This window comes from Geomonas diazotrophica, assembly GCF_019063885.1.
Taxonomy (GTDB): Bacteria; Desulfobacterota; Desulfuromonadia; order Geobacterales; family Geobacteraceae; genus Geomonas; species Geomonas diazotrophica.
The window spans coordinates 1,040,237-1,058,561 of sequence record NZ_CP077684.1 but is presented as its reverse complement, the minus strand read 5'-3'; the positions used below and the strand labels follow the sequence as shown (position 1 = coordinate 1,058,561).

General features: G+C 64.3%; 17 protein-coding genes. 3 read left to right on the top strand and 14 right to left on the bottom strand.

The annotated features are described in order from the left end of the window. Positions 1-12 precede the first annotated feature (12 nt). The 5 genes from KP003_RS04605 to KP003_RS04585 form a co-directional block, all read right to left on the bottom strand. On the bottom strand, positions 13-2,193 hold the full coding sequence (locus tag KP003_RS04605; RefSeq protein ID WP_216498392.1) for an alpha/beta fold hydrolase: 2,181 nt from the start codon (positions 2,191-2,193) through the stop codon (positions 13-15). Beyond that, complete coding sequence (locus tag KP003_RS04600; RefSeq protein ID WP_216498393.1) at positions 2,190-2,951, bottom strand: glycerophosphodiester phosphodiesterase; 762 nt, start codon at positions 2,949-2,951, stop codon at positions 2,190-2,192. The genes KP003_RS04605 and KP003_RS04600 overlap by 4 nt, the downstream gene beginning before the upstream one ends. Positions 2,952-3,038: 87 nt before the next feature. Further along, positions 3,039-4,529 (bottom strand): phosphate acyltransferase, encoded by a 1,491-nt coding sequence (locus KP003_RS04595; RefSeq protein WP_217300408.1) that lies wholly within the window; start codon positions 4,527-4,529, stop codon positions 3,039-3,041. Continuing rightward, the gene (buk, locus tag KP003_RS04590) at positions 4,513-5,598 is read right to left on the bottom strand and encodes a butyrate kinase (RefSeq protein WP_217300407.1); all 1,086 of its coding nucleotides are present in this window, start codon (positions 5,596-5,598) and stop codon (positions 4,513-4,515) included. The genes KP003_RS04595 and buk overlap by 17 nt, the downstream gene beginning before the upstream one ends. Before the next feature lie 19 nt (positions 5,599-5,617). Next, positions 5,618-6,085: a pyridoxamine 5'-phosphate oxidase family protein gene (locus tag KP003_RS04585; RefSeq protein ID WP_216498396.1), complete on the bottom strand. Its 468-nt coding sequence runs from the start codon at positions 6,083-6,085 to the stop codon at positions 5,618-5,620. A 286-nt stretch (positions 6,086-6,371) separates the two neighbouring features. On the opposite strand from KP003_RS04585, the gene KP003_RS04580 reads away from it, so the two are divergent. The 3 genes from KP003_RS04580 (at position 6,372) to KP003_RS04570 (ending at position 9,735) form a co-directional block, all read left to right on the top strand. Then, on the top strand, positions 6,372-6,875 hold the full coding sequence (locus KP003_RS04580) for a chemotaxis protein CheW (RefSeq protein ID WP_216498397.1): 504 nt from the start codon (positions 6,372-6,374) through the stop codon (positions 6,873-6,875). 61 nt (positions 6,876-6,936) lie between these two features. Continuing rightward, on the top strand, positions 6,937-8,973 hold the full coding sequence (locus KP003_RS04575; RefSeq protein ID WP_217300406.1) for a HAMP domain-containing methyl-accepting chemotaxis protein: 2,037 nt from the start codon (positions 6,937-6,939) through the stop codon (positions 8,971-8,973). Between the two features lie 267 nt (positions 8,974-9,240). Further along, positions 9,241-9,735 carry a chemotaxis protein CheW gene (locus KP003_RS04570; RefSeq protein WP_216498399.1) on the top strand — a complete coding sequence of 165 codons (495 nt, stop codon included), beginning with the start codon at positions 9,241-9,243 and terminating at the stop codon, positions 9,733-9,735. Between the two features lie 380 nt (positions 9,736-10,115). On the opposite strand, the gene KP003_RS04565 is transcribed toward KP003_RS04570, so the two are convergent. The 9 genes from KP003_RS04565 to KP003_RS04525 all read right to left on the bottom strand — a co-directional run bounded on the left by KP003_RS04565 (position 10,116) and on the right by KP003_RS04525 (position 18,275). Then, positions 10,116-11,825 (bottom strand): methyl-accepting chemotaxis protein, encoded by a 1,710-nt coding sequence (locus KP003_RS04565; protein ID WP_217300405.1) that lies wholly within the window; start codon positions 11,823-11,825, stop codon positions 10,116-10,118. Between the two features lie 258 nt (positions 11,826-12,083). After that, positions 12,084-12,719, bottom strand: coding sequence for a response regulator (locus KP003_RS04560; RefSeq protein ID WP_217300404.1), 636 nt, complete (start codon positions 12,717-12,719; stop codon positions 12,084-12,086). 123 nt (positions 12,720-12,842) lie between these two features. Then, positions 12,843-13,493, bottom strand: coding sequence for a response regulator transcription factor (locus KP003_RS04555; protein WP_216790754.1), 651 nt, complete (start codon positions 13,491-13,493; stop codon positions 12,843-12,845). Positions 13,494-13,511: 18 nt separating this feature from the next. Then, positions 13,512-14,585, bottom strand: coding sequence for a PAS domain-containing sensor histidine kinase (locus KP003_RS04550; protein ID WP_217300403.1), 1,074 nt, complete (start codon positions 14,583-14,585; stop codon positions 13,512-13,514). 2 nt (positions 14,586-14,587) lie between these two features. Beyond that, on the bottom strand, positions 14,588-15,475 hold the full coding sequence (locus tag KP003_RS04545) for a Rossmann-like and DUF2520 domain-containing protein (RefSeq protein ID WP_217300402.1): 888 nt from the start codon (positions 15,473-15,475) through the stop codon (positions 14,588-14,590). Positions 15,476-15,653: 178 nt separating this feature from the next. Then, positions 15,654-15,878: a hypothetical protein gene (locus KP003_RS04540; protein ID WP_216498404.1), complete on the bottom strand. Its 225-nt coding sequence runs from the start codon at positions 15,876-15,878 to the stop codon at positions 15,654-15,656. A 159-nt stretch (positions 15,879-16,037) separates the two neighbouring features. Then, the gene (locus tag KP003_RS04535) at positions 16,038-16,337 is read right to left on the bottom strand and encodes a DUF3553 domain-containing protein (RefSeq protein WP_217300401.1); all 300 of its coding nucleotides are present in this window, start codon (positions 16,335-16,337) and stop codon (positions 16,038-16,040) included. Positions 16,338-16,573: 236 nt separating this feature from the next. Continuing rightward, positions 16,574-17,449: a L,D-transpeptidase gene (locus KP003_RS04530; protein WP_216498406.1), complete on the bottom strand. Its 876-nt coding sequence runs from the start codon at positions 17,447-17,449 to the stop codon at positions 16,574-16,576. A gap of 184 nt (positions 17,450-17,633) precedes the next feature. Beyond that, entirely contained in the window at positions 17,634-18,275 is a 642-nt protein-coding gene (locus KP003_RS04525; RefSeq protein ID WP_216498407.1) for a hypothetical protein, read from the bottom strand. Positions 18,276-18,325: the final 50 nt, after the last annotated feature.

Here is an 18,325-nt window from a genome sequence, read left to right as displayed (position 1 = left end):
CTGAAAAGCCCGCTACCCCTGCTGCGGTCCCTCCCCGACGCCCCGAGCCCCCGGCATGGCGTCGAGGAAAGCGCCCACCGCGGCGTGCACCTCCTCGGAGCCCGCGCCGGCCAGGATGCCGTGGCGCTTGAGCGGGAACCTCCGGTAGCTCTTGTGCTCGCTCCCCAGCATCTCGAAGAGCCGCTGCGAGCCGCGCGGGTCGACCACCGGGTCCCCCTCGGACTGCAGCACCAGGACCGGCGTCCGGATCCCGGCCAGCTTCGGCTCCAGCTCGCTCATGAAACGCTCCATGGCACGCAGCGCGCTGACCGGGATCCTGGTGTAGTTCAGCTCCGGGCGTTCCGGGACGCTCTCCACGAACTCCTTCTTGGCCCACTGGTAGCTGAAGACGTCCATGACCCGGTTCCAGACGGTGACCGCCGGCGCGAAGCGGGAGGAGATGTCCAAAAGCCGCTGCGGCGGGCAGACGGCGAAGACTCCCGCCGCGTCCCCCACCCGGCTGGCGCAGTCCAGCGCCACTCCCCCTCCGAAGGAGAAGCCGCCGACGACGACCCGGTCGCAGAGGGCCTTCATCAGGGCGTAGCCGAGATCCACCGATGCCACCCAGTCGTTGCCGTTTCTGAGGGCGAGGTCCTCCGGGGAGGTGCCGTGCCCTTTCAGGCGCACCAGGTAGACCCAGAGCCCCTTCCCCTGCAGGTAGCGGGCGAGCTCCAGCATCTGCGCCGGTACCGAGAGAAGGCCGTGCACCAGCACCACTCCCAGGCGGCGCGAGGTCCCCTTCAGGAGCACGGGCATCCCCACCTCGCTCTCCTTGCTCTCCCCCTCGCGGAAGTATGTGCGATAGTCGGCGTCGAATTCCTCCAGCGCCTGGGTTTCAAGGATCTGCGCCACCTTCTTGCGCACCAGCCAGACCGGCAGCCACGCCATCAGGTGCACCTCGCGCTGCAGCGGGGTGAGCGGGAGCACCTCGTTGGCGATGACGCCGATGGGGTTGTCGATCCTGGCGCGCTGCATCTCGAAGGGAGCGGAGAACTTGGCCCGGTCCTTCACCAGTTCGCCGTCCTTTTGCACCACCACCCCCTTCTCCAGCGCCAGTTCGCGGAACTCGCGGTACTTATGGTAGCGGTCGTCGGTCAACAGCGACACCTGGTCGGTACTGAGGCTTTGGTGCAGCCTGCAGGCGGTGTCCCTCAGGCAGAGCTTGGTCAGCAGGAAGACCCTGCGCCTGAAGTCGTCCTCGTCGATCGCCTTGAAGGGATAGGCCCTCAGAAGAGAGGCGAAGAGATGGTCGTGGTTCACCGTGGTGAGGCTGTAGATGCTGCTCATGTAGCGCTGCATGAGGCGGTTGGCCGCGTGCTTCATCTCGCTCAGCGAGGGGAGGTTATCGTCGAAGCCGTAGCTTGCCGTGGAGACGATGTCGGCCTCGACGCCCCGGCTCGTGAGATAGGCGGAAGGGTCGATGGGGCTGCCGAAGCGGATGTCGATGTCCACGCCGGAGAGGAGCATGCTCCCCTCGGTGAGGATCTCCTCTTTCAGGTGCAGGGGGGCCTCCCCAAGGAAGAGCTCGGTGAGCCTGCTGAGCGCGTTCTCCCGTGCACGCAGCGGGTAGTAGGTGATGTTCACCGGGACGATGTGGCACTTTACCTTCTTGAGCGGCCCGAGGTCGGGGATCTGGAACATCCCCTGGAGCCTCGCCACCTCCTCCGGCGCCACCCCCTGCAGCCTCAGCATCCTCTGCCGGTAGAACTCGGTGCGCAGCGCGAGCGTGGCGGCGCCGGAACGGGGACGCACCCCGCTGGGAGGAAGGAGCAGGTGCTTTTTGAACAGCTCCTTGTCCTTCACCATCCTCCCCTCCGGGAAGATGATCCAGCTCGCCTCGCCGGTGAGCAGGGTCTTGACGATGACCCGGTCGCGGTCCGGGTTCTTGGTGGAGACCGCCCCCATCAGGTCCAGAAAGCGCCCCAGCGGACCCGCGAACAGCGAGGCGTCGGCCAGGGACCAGACCGGGATTTTGGTCAGGCGGTAGATGTGGTAGGGAAGCAGCACCGTCTCGATGCGGGTGAAGTGGTTCACCACGAAGACGACGGGACCTTCGGGGATGTGCTCCTTGCCGTGGACGTTAACCCGCAGCTTGGAGAACCCCTGGAGCATCGCGATCATGCGGCCGGTGGCGAGGTATGCCTTGCGGTTCATGCTCTCTCCTGCGGCAGCTCCAGGGCACGGCGCAGCCATCCCGGGCGGTTGGTCATGATGGAGTCGACGCCGAGGTCGCAGAGCCTTTTGGCGTCCCGTGCGGAGTCGACGGTCCAGACGTGGATTTCCAGCCCGCGTTCCCGCACCCCCCCCACCAGCGAGGCGTCGAGTATGGCGCGGTCCCTGCTGGCCAGGCCGTCGGCGCCGATCTCGTCCAGCCGGGAGAGTACCTCTCCGGCCGAGGGATGCCAGCCGCCGCGCCAGCGGTAGTCGCAGAGCCAGCAGGCGCGATGGTCGGGAAGGCGCTTCTTGAGCGCGGCCACCAGCAGGTGGTCGAAGGCGAGGAAGCGGATCCGTTCCGCCGGGACCCCGGCGCGGGCGAGGTCTGCGGCCAGGGGGGGGAGGATCTCGGCCCCGCACTTGAGCTCGATGAAGAGCCTCTTGCCGGCGGGGAGCGTCTCGAGCACCTGTGCCAGGGTCGGGATGCGCTCGTCACGCCACTCCCCCCCCTTCCAGCTCCCGGCGTCGAGACGCTGCAGATCGGCCAGGGTCGCCTCGGCCACCTCGAGGTCGCTGCCGGCGGTGCGGGAGGCGCCGGCGTCGTGCAGGCAGACGATGCGGCCGTCACGGGTGAGCCGGAAATCGGCCTCGATGCCGTCCGCCCCCTGCGCGAAGGCGAGCCTGAACGAGGCAAGGGTGTTTTCGGGAGCGTCACGGGAGGCGCCACGGTGGCCGATGATGAGCGGGATGCTGGGCATGCTTTCCTCGCGTCGGAGTGATCAAACGTTCATTAGCATACCCGGCCGCCGTGGGGAAAGCAAACGGCAAAGGGAATCTCCCCCTTTTCACCCTTCCCGGCGCAGGTAGTGGCCGTAGAGGGAACTGGCGCAGATGGTGAGGAACTTGGTGAGGTCGCTGTCGCTTCTGGAGGTAAGGATGATGGGGGCGCGGGCGCCCAACACCACGTTGGCAACCTCGGCCCCCATGGTGAAGACCCAGCTCTTGTAGAGGAAGTTCCCCCCCGAGATGTGCGGCACCACGATGATGTCGGCCTGGCCGGCCACGGGGTTCCCGGTAAGACCCTTCTTGCGCACCGACTCCGGGTAGAGGGCGAGGTCGTAGGAGAGCGGACCGTAGACGTCGGCCTGCGGCCATTGGCGCCGGGAAAGCTCCTGTTCCAGGAGCGTGGTGGGGATGTTGGCGGAAGGGACCTCGTTCGCCTCCAAAAGCGCCACCTTGGGACGCTCGACCCCCAGGGCGCGCGCCACGTGGATGGCGTTTTCGATGATGTCGATGGCCGAGGCGGCCTCCTGGTGCGCGAAGAGTTCGGGGTTGATGGCGGGGTCGGTCAGGAAGATGAGCCGCTCCACGCCCGGAAGCTCGAAGATGCTGACGTTGGAGAGCCTCCTGCCGGTGCCGATCCCGGTCTTCTTGGCGAGGACCGCCTTCATCAGGACTGCGGTGTTGATCCCCCCCTTCATGAGGAGGTCCCCCTGCCGGCCAGCCACAAGCTCCACGCCGGCCAGCGCCGCCTCCCGCTCGTGGTCGGCTCCGGCGGGGACGGTGACGAAACGGTACTGCTTCTCGAAGATCATGAGGTCGGCGCAGGATGCGCGCACCTGGACCGGATCCCCCACCAGGAAGGCGGTCTCCAGGATCCCCTCCTCGATCCCCTTGTTCACCGCCTTGAGGGAACAGGGGTCGGGGCAGACCAGGACCACGTTCTGGCGCGGGGCGAGCCTCGCCGCCTCGATGAGGCTCTTCATGCCGTGCCCCTTGGTGAGCTGCAGCATGGACTCGCCCCGGTAGAGCACCGCCATCAGCCGGGTGTGTTCGCTGAGGGAGACCAGCACGTGCGGCAGCAGGGAGTCGAAGTACAGTGAGTCCCCCTCCTCGAGGTGGAAGGGTTCGCCGTCCACGGTGACCTCGAGCTCGCCGGAGAGGACGAACAGGAACTCCTCGCCGGGGTGGCGGCTCAGATCCGGCTCCGTTTCCGGGGCGCGGTACAGGTCCACCACGAAAGGCTCCAGGTGCCGGCCGGCGAAGGCCTGCGCCAGACTCTCGTAGTGCAGGGCGTTGCGCCGGTCCACCCCGACCCGCTCGTCCTTGCCGGTCTTCACCGCGCGCCGCCCCGACTCCTGGTCGCCCCCCAAAAGCCGGGAGATGCCGACCCCCAGGAAGGTGGCGAGCCTCAAGAGCTCCGAGATGCCGGGGGAGAGCCGGTCGGCGAGCACCCGGTCCAGGGTCTCCCGGTCCCACCCAAGCGCCTCGCGCACCTCGTCCATCGGCACGCCCTTGGCCGCGACCACGGCCCTCAGATTAGGTCCGATCTTCATCGGTTCCTCCCGGGTAACGCCGCGCCTCTTCGGCGCCGGAGAGGACCCTTGACGCCCCCCCGATCAGCGCCTCTATCTCGAACTCCCCCGGCAGCACGAATAGCGGCGCGATGAAGGCCACCCGCCGCCGCACTCCCGACACCACGGCGTCGCTGAAGGCGAGCCCGCCGGTCAAGACGATGCCGTCCACCTCCCCGGAAAGGGCGGCGGCCAGGGCGCCGATCTCCTTGGCGACCTGGTAGACCATGGCCTCCAGCACCAGGGCCGCCCACCGGTCCCCCTTTTGGGCGTTTTCCTCCGCCTCGCGCAGGTCCACCGTCCCGAGGTAGGAGAAGACGCCCCCCTTGCGCGCCACGATGCTCTTCAGCTGCTCCGTGGTGAAGGCCCCCTGCTCCACGAGCTGCAACACCCCGATCACCGGGAGGCCGCCGGTCCGCTCGGGGGAGAAAGGGCCGTCCCCGTTGAGGCCGTTGTTCACGTCCACCACCAGCCCCTTGCGGTGCGCTCCCACCGTGATGCCGCCCCCCATGTGCGCCACGATCAGGTTCAGCTCCTGGTACGGCTTCCCCAGCTCCCGCGCCACCTCGCGCGCCGCCGCCTTCTGGTTCAGGGCGTGGAACATGCTGCGCCGCTCGATCCCCGCCATGCCGGAGATGCGGGCTACCGGCCACATCTCGTCGATGACCGGCGGGTCCACCACGAAGGCCGGTGCCCCCTGGCGCGCCGCCACCGCGTGGGCCATGACCCCGCCCAGGTTCGCCGCGTGCTCGCCGTTCACCCCCCGCATCAGGTCCCCAAGCAGCGGCTCCTCCACCAGGTAGACCCCGCTCGGCACCGGGCGGACCAGGCCGCCGCGCCCGACCACCGCGTCCCAACGCAGCTGCTCGGCACCGGTTTCACGCAGGTAGCGGACCAGGTGTTCCATCCGGTAGTCCAACTGCTCCATCACGGCGTGGAAACTCTCGATCTCGAGGCGGGGGTGTTCGATGGTCGCCTTGACGAGTTTCCCCGCGCGCAGCACCCCTACCTTGGTCGACGTGGAGCCGGGATCGATGGCCAGGATGTTCATGAAGACCTCTTTCTTGGGGTCAGTGGTTGCTCTTGGCAGCCATGGACGAGATGTCCACGACGAAAACCGTGGTTGCGGCCAGGGTCGCCTCCGGGAACTCGAAACTGTCACCGGGGGCGTACTGAGCCATGATTATACCCAGCGCCTCGCATTTTTCCCGGTAGCCGTCGATCACCCGCGCGGTGCCGTACCCGACCACGCTGCGGTACTTCATGGTGAAATCGCAGGCCTTGTCCGCGGGCAGGACTGCGCCGTGCTCGACTACCGTGAAGCAGACCCGGTTGTTCTGCTCCAGAATTTCCAGCTTGCGCCCCGCCTTCGCGCAGTGGAAATACAGGGCGGAGTCCCGGTAGCCGTAGTTCAGCGTCACCAGGTAGGGCTCCCCCTGCGCCGCCATTGCCAACTGGCAGATGCTCCCCTGTGCCAGGATCTCGTTGGCGGCCCGCGCCGAAAGTTGCCGGTCTTTTCTTCTCATCGTGTCATCCATGTCATCCTCCTGTATTTCCTGTACCCCCATTCATAGCCGCAGGTCAATAAGTTCAATCATATCTCACACAAAGGGGCACATAATGCATCGAACGAGAGACGAAGTCTAGGACTTTCAGAACACAGCAGATCCAACTTTCCTACGGCTCATCGAAAATTTTTCTTAATCCGCCGGCAATGAGGCCGATATATACAGATAGTTCAACCGATCCCACCCCGCCTCTGACATAGACCTCCCCAACAGCTAGGGTCACACCAGTATCTTAACAGAAACAGGAGGACGTCCCATGGCAGTTGAGACCATCACTGAGACAATTCAGTACCTGACCTTCAACCTCGACCAGGAACTGTTCGCGCTCGATATCGGCAAGGTCCGGGAGGTGCTGGATTTCACCTCGGTCACCAAGGTGCCCGGGACGCCTGACTTCATGCGGGGGGTGATCAACCTGCGCGGCAGCGTGGTGCCGGTGCTCGACCTGCGCCTGAAGTTCGGCATGAACGGCACCGAGCAGACCGTAAACACCTGCGTCATCATCACCGAGATTGAACTGGAAGGGGAAACGCTGATCATGGGAGCCATGGCCGACGCGGTCCAGGAGGTGCTCGACCTCGAGCCGGAGCAGATCGAGCCTCCCCCGCGCATCGGCACCAACCTGAACGTCGACTTCATCAAGGGGATGGGAAAGCACAACGAACAGTTCATCATCATCCTGGACATCGACCGGATCTTCAGCAGCCACGACCTGGATGCGGTCCAGGAGATGGAGGATGCGGCTGCGGTGAACGCGTAACCCCGGCAGCACGACCGGCCGCGGCAGCGGCCCTGACACCAACCAAGAAGAGGAGTGAGACATGAAATGGTTCAATGACATGAAGATCGGCGGGAAGATCCTGGCGGTCGTAGCGTCGGTACTGCTGCTCGCCACGACACTGGGACTCTTCTCCATCTGGCAGCTGGCACGCCTGAACCAGGACACCGTCGAGGTCACCACACAGTGGCTGCCAGGCGTAAACGCCCTGGACGACATGCGCATAGGGATGGGGGACGTGCGCAACACCGAATTCCAGCACGTCCTGGCCACCACGCAGGAAGAGATGAAAAAATGCGAGAAGACCCTGGAAGAGGAGATCGCCGGCATCAGGAAGGTGACGGCCCAGTACGAGAAGGTGGCCGATACCCCGGAGGAGAAAAGGAGCCTGCAGGAGTTCACCGCCGAGTGGGGCCAGTACCTGGCAGACCACCAGAAGGTCATCGAGTTTTCCCGCCAGAACAAGAAGCAGCAGGCCCTGGCGCTTTTGCAGGGTGACGGCGCCAAGAGCTTCAACGAGGCGGTGGTTTCCATCGAGAAGGGTGTGGCCATGAACGACAAGGGGGCCGAGGAGGCGGCGCACCGCGCCACCCGGACCTATGCAAGTTCCCGCTGGATGATCATCGCCGCCCTGGTGGCCGCGGTCCTGATCGGGGCCTTCCTGGCGGTCCTGGTCTCCCGCATGATCAGCCGCGCGCTCGGCACCGGGGTCGACATTGCCGAAAAGCTGGCGCGGGGGGACCTCTCCGTCAGCATCCCCGAGACGGGAAAGGACGAGACGGGGCAGCTTCTTCGGGCCATGCAGACCATGGTGGCGAGCATCAAGGGGCTGGTGGCGGACACCATGGCTCTCTCATCTGCCGCCATGGAAGGGAAACTGGCCAGCCGCGCGGACGTCTCCCGGCACCAGGGCGCCTATCGCGAGGTAGTGGAAGGGGTGAACGGCACCCTCGACGCGGTGATCGGCCCGCTCAACGTGGCGGCCGAATATGTGGAGCGCATCTCCAAGGGGAACATGCCCCCCGAGATCACCGAAGAGTACAAGGGTGACTTCAACGAGATCAAGAACAACCTGAACGTGCTGATCCGGGCCACCGAAACCATCACCGCCGCCTCCAGGGAGGTGGCCGGCGGCAACCTCACCGTGACCATCACCGAACGTTCCGCCGAAGACGAGCTGATGCGCTCGCTGGCCAACATGGTCGGCAAGCTGTCCGAGGTGGTCAACGACGTCAAGAACGCGGCGGACAACGTGGCGGCCGGCAGCCAGCAGATGTCCTCCAGCGCCGAGCAGATGTCCCAGGGCGCCACCGAGCAGGCCGCCGCCGCGGAGGAAGCCTCCTCCTCCATGGAAGAGATGTCCTCCAACATCAGGCAGAACGCGGACAACGCCCTGCAGACCGAGAAGATAGCGGTAAAATCAGCGGCGGACGCGCAGGAGGGGGGCAAGGCGGTGGCTCAGACGGTGACCGCGATGAAGGAGATCGCCGGCAAAATCTCGATCATCGAGGAAATCGCGCGCCAGACCAACTTGCTGGCCCTGAACGCTGCCATCGAGGCGGCACGTGCCGGCGAGCACGGCAAGGGGTTCGCCGTGGTCGCCTCCGAGGTGAGAAAGCTTGCCGAGCGCTCCCAGAAGGCGGCAGCCGAGATCTCGGAGCTCTCCTCCTCCAGCGTGGAAGTGGCCGAAACCGCCGGCGCCATGCTGTCGACCATGCTCCCGGACATCCAGAGAACGGCCGGGCTGGTACAGGAAATTACCGCGGCGAGCAGGGAACAGGACACCGGAGCGGAGCAGATCAACAAGGCGATCCAGCAACTGGACCAGGTGATCCAGCAGAACGCCTCTGCAGCCGAGGAGATGTCCGCCACCGCGGAAGAGCTCGCCTCGCAGTCCGAACAGCTGCAGCACACCATCAGCTTCTTCAGGGTGGCCCACTCCGCCTCGACGGCGACCGCCCCGCGCAAGGCGGCACCCAAGCCGGCTAAGAAGGTGGCCGCGCAGGCTCATCCGCTCACCCGTGCGGCGGGCCATGCCGTCGAACTGGACCTGAGCGACGAGGCCTTCGAGAGCTTTTAGCAACCGATTCCCGCCGGCGCAGCGGCATCCTGCCTGGGACCGCTGCGCCACCTCCTCCCCTCGCCCCTCTCCCCCCGGTCATGGAAGTCCCGGACAGATTATAAGTTACTAAGCACGTTTTTTTTGGCTCAACCTGCATGAGAAAGTGTCGATATAGTCAATGGGTTCCGGCTGCACGGCCGCGGGCCCGGTTCGAGCCAACCCCTTATTTCGTCGTTACTCATAGCGGGGCGCACCGATAGTCAACACTGAGAGAGGAGAGCAAACATGGCGGTCGAGACAATCACGGAAACCACCCAGTACCTGACCTTCAAGCTGGAGGACGAGCTTTTCGCCCTGGACATCGGCAAGGTACGGGAAGTGCTGGATTTCACGTCCATCACCAAGGTGCCTCAGACACCGGACTACATGCGCGGTGTCATAAACCTGCGCGGCAGCGTGGTCCCGGTGGTGGACCTGCGTCTGAAGTTCGGCATGGCGATGGCGGAGCAGACGGTCAACACCTGCGTCATCATCGTCGAGGTGGAGCTGGAGGGCGAGAAGGTGGTCATGGGGGCCATGGCCGACGCGGTCCAGGAGGTCATGGACCTGGAGCCGGACCAGATCGAGCCGCCGCCGCGCATCGGCACCAAGCTGAACACCGACTTCATCAAGGGGATGGGCAAGCACAACGAGCAGTTCATCATCATCCTGGACATCGACAAGGTCTTTACCGGCGGCGAACTGGAAATGGTCCAGGAGCTGGAAGGGGCCGCGGCCTAGCGGGGTGAAAAGCATAGAATAACAAAGGGGGGCAGCCGCATCGAGCGGCTGCCCTTTTTTTTGCGCGTACTCCAGGCTTTTCTTTTCTCCGTCTCTCCCCCCTCCCACCGAACGCCATGCCCCCCCTCTCCCTCCGAGAGAGGGGCTGGGGGTGAGGGCGCCGCCATCGGCACCGCTGTCGGCACCGCTGTCGGCACCGCTGTCGGCACCGCTGTCGGCACCGCTGTCGGCACCGCTGTCGCTTCTGCCATCTGCCTCGGCCGCCCTTCGGGCACCCTCTCCCGGGGGGAGGGGAAACGTAAAAAAAAGCGCCGTCCCGGAGGACGGCGCTTGATGGCATGGCACCGCAGGCGTCCCTCAGGACGCCGATCAAGTGAAGGCTAGTACTGCTCGAAATCGGCGTCGCTCACGCTCTTGTCGCTCAGGTCGAGGTCGTGTCCCACGACCTTCTTCACCGCTGCATTTGTACCGCCGGGTGTTGCGGTTTTGGAACGGGTGAACTGCTTGCCGTGCGCCGCGCCGGGCTGGGCGGTGGGCGCCGCCTTGGACACAGAAGCCGCCTTTCTCGTGCGCTCGTCGCCGATCTTGAAGAAGGAAACAGCGGTCTGGAGCTGCTCGGCCTGGCTGGACAGCTCTTCGGCGGTCGAGGCCATCTCTTCCGACGCACCCGCGTTGGCCTGGATCACCTGGTCCAGCTGCTGGATCGCCTTGTTGATCTGATCCGCCCCGGTATCCTGCTCCTTGCTGGCAGCGCTGATCTCCTGTACCAGTTCGGCGGTCTTCTGGATGTCCGGAACCATCTTCACGAGCAGGTCCCCCGCCTTGACCGCGACATCCACGCTGCTCGCCGAAAGCTCGCTGATCTCCGCGGCCGCCTTCTGGGAGCGCTCGGCAAGCTTTCGCACCTCGGATGCGACAACGGCGAACCCCTTGCCGTGCTCCCCCGCCCTGGCCGCCTCGATGGCCGCGTTCAGGGCGAGGAGGTTGGTCTGGCGTGCGATCTCCTCGATGATGCCGATCTTGCCGGCGATCTCCTTCATGGCGCCTACCGTCTCCTGGACGGCCTGTCCCCCTTCCCGGGCATCCTGGGCAGACTTCACCGCGATCTTTTCGGTCTGCATCGCGTTGTCCGCGTTCTGCCGGATGTTGGACGACATCTGCTCCATGGAAGAAGAGGCTTCCTCGGCGGAGGCCGCCTGCTCGGTGGCCCCCTGCGACATCTCCTCTGCCCCGGAGGAGAGTTGCTGGCTCCTCGCCGCCACGTTGTCCGAGGCGCTCTTCACCTCCGCGACGATTCCCTTCAGGCGCGCCACCATGATATTCAGGGCCGCCGCCAGTTGCCCGACCTCGTCCTTCTGGTCGACGTCCACTGTCTGGGTAAGATCCCCCTCCGCCACGGCGGCCGCAAACTCCACGCCGCGCCTGAGCGGTACGCTGATCATGCGCGAGATGATTATTCCCAGTGCCAGGCCTATCAGGACGCCTCCCGCCACCAGAGCCGCCATCAGGGTGAGACTCGCCTTGTAGATCCTGGTGGTTTCCACGGACGCATCCTTTGCGTTTTCCTCCTTAAGCCGGGCCAACTCCGTCAGTGTGTCGTCTACCGCATTCTGCTTTATGTGCGCCTCTCCGAAGGAAAGAGCCACCGCGGGCGAACTGTCGTTGAGTTTGTCACGCATCCCAAGCTCGATCACCTTCTGCTGCAGGGCAAACCACTCGTCGTTCGCCGTCTCCAGCTTTTTCAGGATCTGCTTCCCCTTCTCCGAATAAAACAGCGGCCTCGCTTTGTCCAGCCACTCCTTATAGCCGGCCTTGTATTTGTTTATGTTGGTGACGTACTTCTCCCGCTCCTGCTGGTTGGTGGCAAGGAGAAAGTTCTTTTCGGCCCGCGAGACGTAGATCAGGTTGATGTTGGCCTCCTTGATGTAGGAGACCCCCATCAGTTCCCTCAGGTACATCTCATCTGCCTTCTCGTTGATGGTCCCCATGTTGCGGATGCCGATGATGCCTACCACGGCGGTTATGACCGATACCGCTACAAACGCCGCAACAAGCTTAGTGCCGACTTTCAGATTGGTGAACCATTTCATGTTCGCTCCGTCCTCTGGGTGTGGTTGTCGCTTTGCGAGTCACCCGCTGCGTGTGGGATCCTCGCCGACCGTCCCATGCTTCATCGACAGAAAAGGCACGCCGTGAATCAGAAAAAGGCCAGGTTCGGGCGGCATTTTGGCCTAGTCGCGGAAGAGGCGACGAGTCGCGGGCGGCGGCGCGGACACGTAAAGACGAGGGAGCATGTGAAGAACATCAGAAGAGGGGTGAGGCAGGACAGGCAGGCGTGCGGCCGGCGATCAATCGAGCGGCAGCAGTCCTTCCCTGATGGCGTACTTGGTGAGGCCGGCGATGCTGGTGAGGTTCAGTTTTTTCATGAGGTGCATGCGGTGGGTTTCCACCGTCTTGGGACTGATCTGGAGCAGGACGGCGATCTCCCGGGAGTTCCTCCCCTGGGCCATCAGCACCAGCACCTCCTCCTCGCGCGAGGTGAGCGGCAACCTCCCGGCTGCCGATGCAAGTTCGTGTTCCAGGACCCCCTGCACGTGGGAGCTCAGGTAGAAACCGTTGTCAGAAACGATGCGGATGGCTTCGATGATCTCGTCGGACGGGCTGCTTTTGACCAGGAACCCGCGCGCCCCTGCGTCCAGGGCCTGCCGCACCGAGCGGGCATCGCCGTACATGGAGAGGATCAGCACCTTCATTTCGGGAAAGGCGCTGAGGATGCAGCGGCTCGCTTCGATGCCGTTGCCGTCGGGCATCATGAGGTCCATGAGGACGATGTCCGGTTGCAGATCGTAGGTGAGCCGCACGGCCTCCATCCCGCTCGCGGCCTGGGCCACGACTTCGAGTTCGGGGGATTTCTCAAGCATCGCGATCAGGCATTCTCGGATCAGCGTATGGTCGTCGGCAAGGAGGATTTTTGTAGTCCGCATCGGTCCCGGTAGTTGCTTTCGCGAGGTGGTTTAAGATCGCAAATGAAAGGCAACTCTAACAAATAGAAACCGGTCTCGATATCAGGGTTTATATGAGGTGAAGCGGAAATTTTCCTGATCTTGTCAATTCTCCAGGCTGGTGACCCCTTCCCGTATGGCGAACTTGGTCAGTTCGGCGATGGAGTACAGCTTCAGCTTCTTCATGATCTGCTGACGGTGGGTGTCGACGGTCTTCACGTTGATTTTAAGCAGGAAGGCGATGTTCTTGGCGTTGTTCCCCTCGGCGATCAGCTGCAGTACCTCCCTTTCCCGCGGGGTCAGCGCCGCATCGCTCTGTCCGAAGGAATCGGGGATCCTCTTTATGTAGTCGTCGATGACCACGCCGATGATGCCGGAGCAGACGTAGATCTCGCCCGCCGCCACCGCCCGCACCGCGTGCACCAGCTCGGCGGAGGTGCAGTCCTTGAGCAGGTAGCCGCGCGCCCCCGCCCGGAAGGCCTGGGCGACGAAGCGCTTGTCCTTGTGCATGGAGAGGATCAGTACCCGCGCCGACGGGCATTCCACGCCGAGCCGCTGGGTCGCCTCGATCCCGTTCATGCCCGGCATGCTGGTATCCATCAGCACGACTTCGGGCGAGGCCTCCCCGGCAATCTCCAGGGCGGACCGGCCGTTGTCGGCGTCTGCTACCACCATGATGTCCGGAAATTTCTCCAGCAGGATCCGTATCCCCTCCCGGACTATGCTGTGGTCGTCCACTATCATCACGCGTATCATCGCGAACTCCCTGCGTTGTTAATGGTCGGCGTCGGACAGGGGGACGCGGACCGTGACCTCGGTGCCGCCGGGGCCTGAAGAGAACTCCAATTGGCCGCCGAGATGCTGCACCCTTTGCCTGATGTTGAAGAGGCCGAACCCGGACCTCACCCCACCTTCGTCGGCCTGGGTGGGAAAGCCTCTGCCGTCGTCGGAAACCTTGAGTTCGAGCCGCTGCGACGTTTCGCTGAGGGTTATGGAGACCTTCCCGGCCCGGGCGTGCTTGACCACGTTCACCAGGAGTTCGCGCGCCACGTGGTAGAGGGCCGCCCCCAGCTCCTCGTGCAGCGGGGAGCGGAGGTCGCTCTCGACCGTCACCTGCAACTTGTGCTTTGCCTGGAACTGTTCCGCAAGCCAGTCCAGCGCCGCCTCCAACCCCACCTCGTACAGCAGCGGAGGGCTGATCTGGAAGGTGAGGGTGCGGACTTCCTGGATGGTCCGCTCGAGCAGAAGCTCCAGTTCCCTGACCGTCCGGGTCGCGGCGGCGGGAAGCTTGAAATCCTGCCGGCAGTCGCTGAGCTTCAACTTGGCCAGGGCCAGGTTCTGCCCGATTTCGTCGTGCAGGTCCGCGGCGATGCGGCGGCGCTCCTTTTCCTGCGCCAACGACAGCTCGATGGCCAGCGCACTTAGCTGCTCCTGGTTGGCGAGCAGCAGTTCCTGGGCCTGCACCAGCTCGGTAATGTCCCGGGAGATGCTGAAGATGCCGCTCACACGGCCGTTGGCGTCGAAGAGGGGTCCCTTGGTGGAGAGGAAGACGCAGGGGCGCCCCAGCCGGTCGACGACCCGTTCCTGCAGGGTCGAACTGGCGGCCGAGGCCATCACCCGGTGGTCGTTTTCGCGCAGGACCTGCACCACTTCATCCGGGAAGAGGTCGCTGTCGTCCAGCCCCAGGATCTCCTCGGCCGGTTTGCCGTACCACTCGGCCGCCTCGCGGTTGATGAGCAGGTAACGTCCCTCGAGGTCCTTCGCGTAGATCAGATCCGAGGTCCCGTTCACCACCGCATCCAGCAGTTCCCGGGTTTTCCGCGGCTCGTGCTTCAGGCAGCAAGACATGACTACGACACTCCCACCCTTCGCGCCGCCAGCAGGTCCTCGATCGCCGCCAGCCCGGGGGGCGATGCCTGCCCTCGCTCGCGCGACAATTCGAGCGCGACGCTCCCCAGGGCGCGGTAGATGGACGCCAGTTCGCCGTCGAAGCTCTCCAGTGCGTCCAGTTGCCGGGCCACGACTCCCGCGTCGCCGCGGGCGATGGGGCCGGTCAGGGCCCCGGCGGTGCCTACGCGAAAGACATTGTCGACGGTGCTGCGCACCAGCGGCTCCATGACCTGCAGCGCGGTCTCGCGGGGGACCCCCCCCTTCTGGTAGGCCCTGAGCCCCGCCTCCAGCAGGGAGGTGAGGTAGTTGCAGACCAGCACGGAGCCGGCGTGGTAAACGGTCTTGAAACGGGGGTCTATGCTGAATATTTTCCCGCCGATGCCGCTAAAAAGAGCTCCCAGGAGTTCCTGCGCCTCCCGGTCCCCCTCGATACCGCACCAGGTCCCGGCGAAATCCCCGACACAGACGGCGGGGTCGGCGAAGCTTTTCACCGGATGAACGCTCGCCACCTGCGCCCCCAGAGCCGCGGCGGGTCCCAGCACCTCGCTCCCCAGCGCGCCGCTTAGGTGACACACCGTGGTGTGCCGGTCGAGGAGCTCGGTGCGGCAGAGCCCCCGGACGCAGCCGGCGATGGCGTCGTCGGGACTGGCCACCAGGTACAGGTCGGCGCGCTCGAGTTCCCCGAAATCGGCGACCGGGCGCCCCCCCCCGATGAAATCGGCCGCCGCCTGCGCGCTGGCCGCAGAACGGGTCAGGATGTCCCTGAGTTCCACGGTGCCCGACTGCCGCAGCAGGCGTCCCACAGTCTTACCCACTGCGCCGCAACCGATGATGCTGAAGGTTTTCATCGCCTCTCCCCCTGAGTCCGGACAACTCGCACAGGTTACGCTAAATCAAACGGGGGTGTCAACGCTACCGGCACCGGGAGGAGAGGAGTTGCGAAAAGGATGAGGAAAAAGCCGCTGAAAGAGAGAATCCCCCTCCGGGGGGAGGGGGATTCTTTGGGAGAATAGCAGGAACGGGGACTCAGGACTTGCCGTCCAGGGTGAGGCTGTAATCGTCCCCCTCGACGGGCTCGCTCGCGGCCTGGAGAAACGATTCCGCCTGGGGGTCCTTGACGATCTCGATGACGCCGTGGTTTGCGGACCAGACCGTGCCGCAGACGCTGCATTCCGTGATCCCCTCTTTGAACCCCTCCGAATGTAGGTTGGTGTCGACCTGCGCATGGTTCTTACATACCGGGCATTGCATGGCTCTCCTCCTCCCGCGGCAACTGCGGTCGCTGATCTCATGAGAGAAATTATGACGGCATTTCCCCCCGTGGCAAGTGACAATTATACGACCCGCCGTCCCCTGCACCGACGGGAACCGGCACTGCGCAGCTCGACTACCCGCTGCCGCCTCCGAGCCCTACTGCGGGGTCGCCCCGGCCGCGGCCTTCTTGCCGCGGGGCGCCTTAGCAGCACGGGGCGTCTTGGCCCGCGGCGTCCCCGTGCGCCCTTTCTCTCGCGCCTTCTGCTCCTTCACCGGCGGATGGTAACTGGCCGGGTCGGCGGGATGGAGGTCGTTGAAGTGCGAGGAGATGATCTTGCGGACCATGCCGTCGCTGAAGCGGATGGTGGCCCTGATGTCGTCCACCTCGACCACCTTGCCGATTCCCCATTGCTGCGCCATTGCATGACTCACCACGCTGCCGCGCTTGACGATCATATTTTTACCCTCGCTGTGACGTTTTCGGTCCAGGGCGGACGCGTCGACACGCTCGGCCGGAAGGGTCGAGGCTGCTGGCTGCGAACTTGGATCGATTGTTGGAAAGACAGATCAACTGATCAAGAGATGTGGCGACTGCTGCTGCAGGGAGCGACGCCCCGGAACCTGGGCACCATGAGAATATACACCGGAAACGGGAAATGGACAGCGGGACGGCAATTTTTCCGGCAGAAGCGTTACGGTCCCGGCGCCCGACCCGACGGCCCAACCTGGGCAGGAGGCGCAGCCGCCGGTTCGGCAAGCGGCTGCAGCTGGTCGGGAGGCACCTGCGGCTCACCCATGATGATGACAGCGGGTCCGCGCAACCTCTGCAGCCTGCCGGTGTCTCGCGAGCCGACCGCCCAGCGGTAGAGCGTCTTCGCGTCCATGAGCAGGGGCTTGGCAGGCTCCCCGTAATAGGCAAGCTGCATTTCCTCGTCCGTTAGCCCGATGCAGCCGTGGGAGGCGGGATAGCCGGGGAGGTCGCGGCCGTGGATCCAATAGGAGGTCCAGCCGTCATCCTTCTTGTCCACGTGGAAGCGCAGCCCGTAATGCATCGGGTAGGGGCGATCCGTCCCCTCCACCGGGAAGAGGCTCGACTCGTGCACCGGATCGACGGCATCCACCCGGTAGCTGCCGTTCCTGAGGCGGTACTCCTCCACCCCGACCGCGACCGGGGCCGAAAAGACCAGGGTGCCGAACTCGTAGGCTCCCAGGAACATCTCGTTCTGGTCGATGAGGATCAACTGCGGCTCCTTCTCCGCATCGTGGTAGAAGGGAGGCATGGGGTTGAACTCCTTGATGTCCTCCATGTGCTTGGGAACCTTGACGGACATGCCGGCCAGGAAATGACGCCGGTCCATGCGGTTGAAGCGCAGGCCGTCCTGCCACTGCTTGCCGAAGATCTTGTAGGGGGAGTCCTTGCTGGTGACCTTGACGCAGTCCCACTCATAGAGGTAGTCGGTGGGATAGTGGATTTCGCATAGGGATCGTATCTTTTCGGATGCAGAAGAGGGGAGGATGGTTGCACCCAGGAGTATCAGGACGGTAAGCAGTATGTGCAGCGGTCTCATTGTGCGCCTCTTCCTGGGCCAGTGAAGCGGCTGGCAGCCGGTCGGGAGACGAGTACATTGTACCAAAACACTCATGAAAGGGAAAGGGAGCACCTGCTCATCAGGGAGCGGCTCCCCACGTTCATCAAATAAAAAGCCCCGTGACTGTGTCCGGGGCTTTGGTCTTGTACAGTTTGTGGCCAGGTCAGACGGTCGAGCGCAGCAGTCGGTTGACCTGGCCCCACCCCCCATGGGCGCCGGTCGCGGCCAGGAACTCCTTCACCGCCGGTTTCATCTCCTTGGCGATCCGGCTCACCTCGTCGTTCAGATGAAACACGCCTTTTCCGGTCGACACCTCGCCCCCTGCGGTTGCCGCCAGGGTGAAGCCGAAGCTCCTGTCGGTAAGCTCGGCGGTGCTCCCCTGGTAGCCGAGGGAGATGCCCTCGGCACCGCTTTGGAGGGTGGCGGAGCGCTGCTCGACGGAGAAATGATCATACTGCAGTTCCAGACCGTAGCTCACTTCCTTGCCGTCTTTGGTCGAGATGGTTCCGCTGAAGGAAAGCGAGGCCTGCTCCGCGGAGAGTTCGGTCTGCTGGTAACTCAACTGCTGGACGTCGCCGCCGGTGATCCGGGTTAGGAGGTCCCCCAGCAGCTGCAGCGTCGCGTCCCCGGTTGCCGACGTTTTTTCACCGGCCTCCCTGGATGCTGCCAGCGCCTGGTCCGAGACGTCCACCCGGTCCGTTGCAGCCGCACCCGGAACGGTCTCGGCGCCAACGGTCTCGCTGCGTTTAAATGGCTGCCCTACAAGTGGAAGAGCCGTCGAGCTTTGCGTCGTCGCAACTTGCATACCCCGCCTCCTGACTTTGTCGTGGCTAACAAAGTGAAATATCGGCAAAA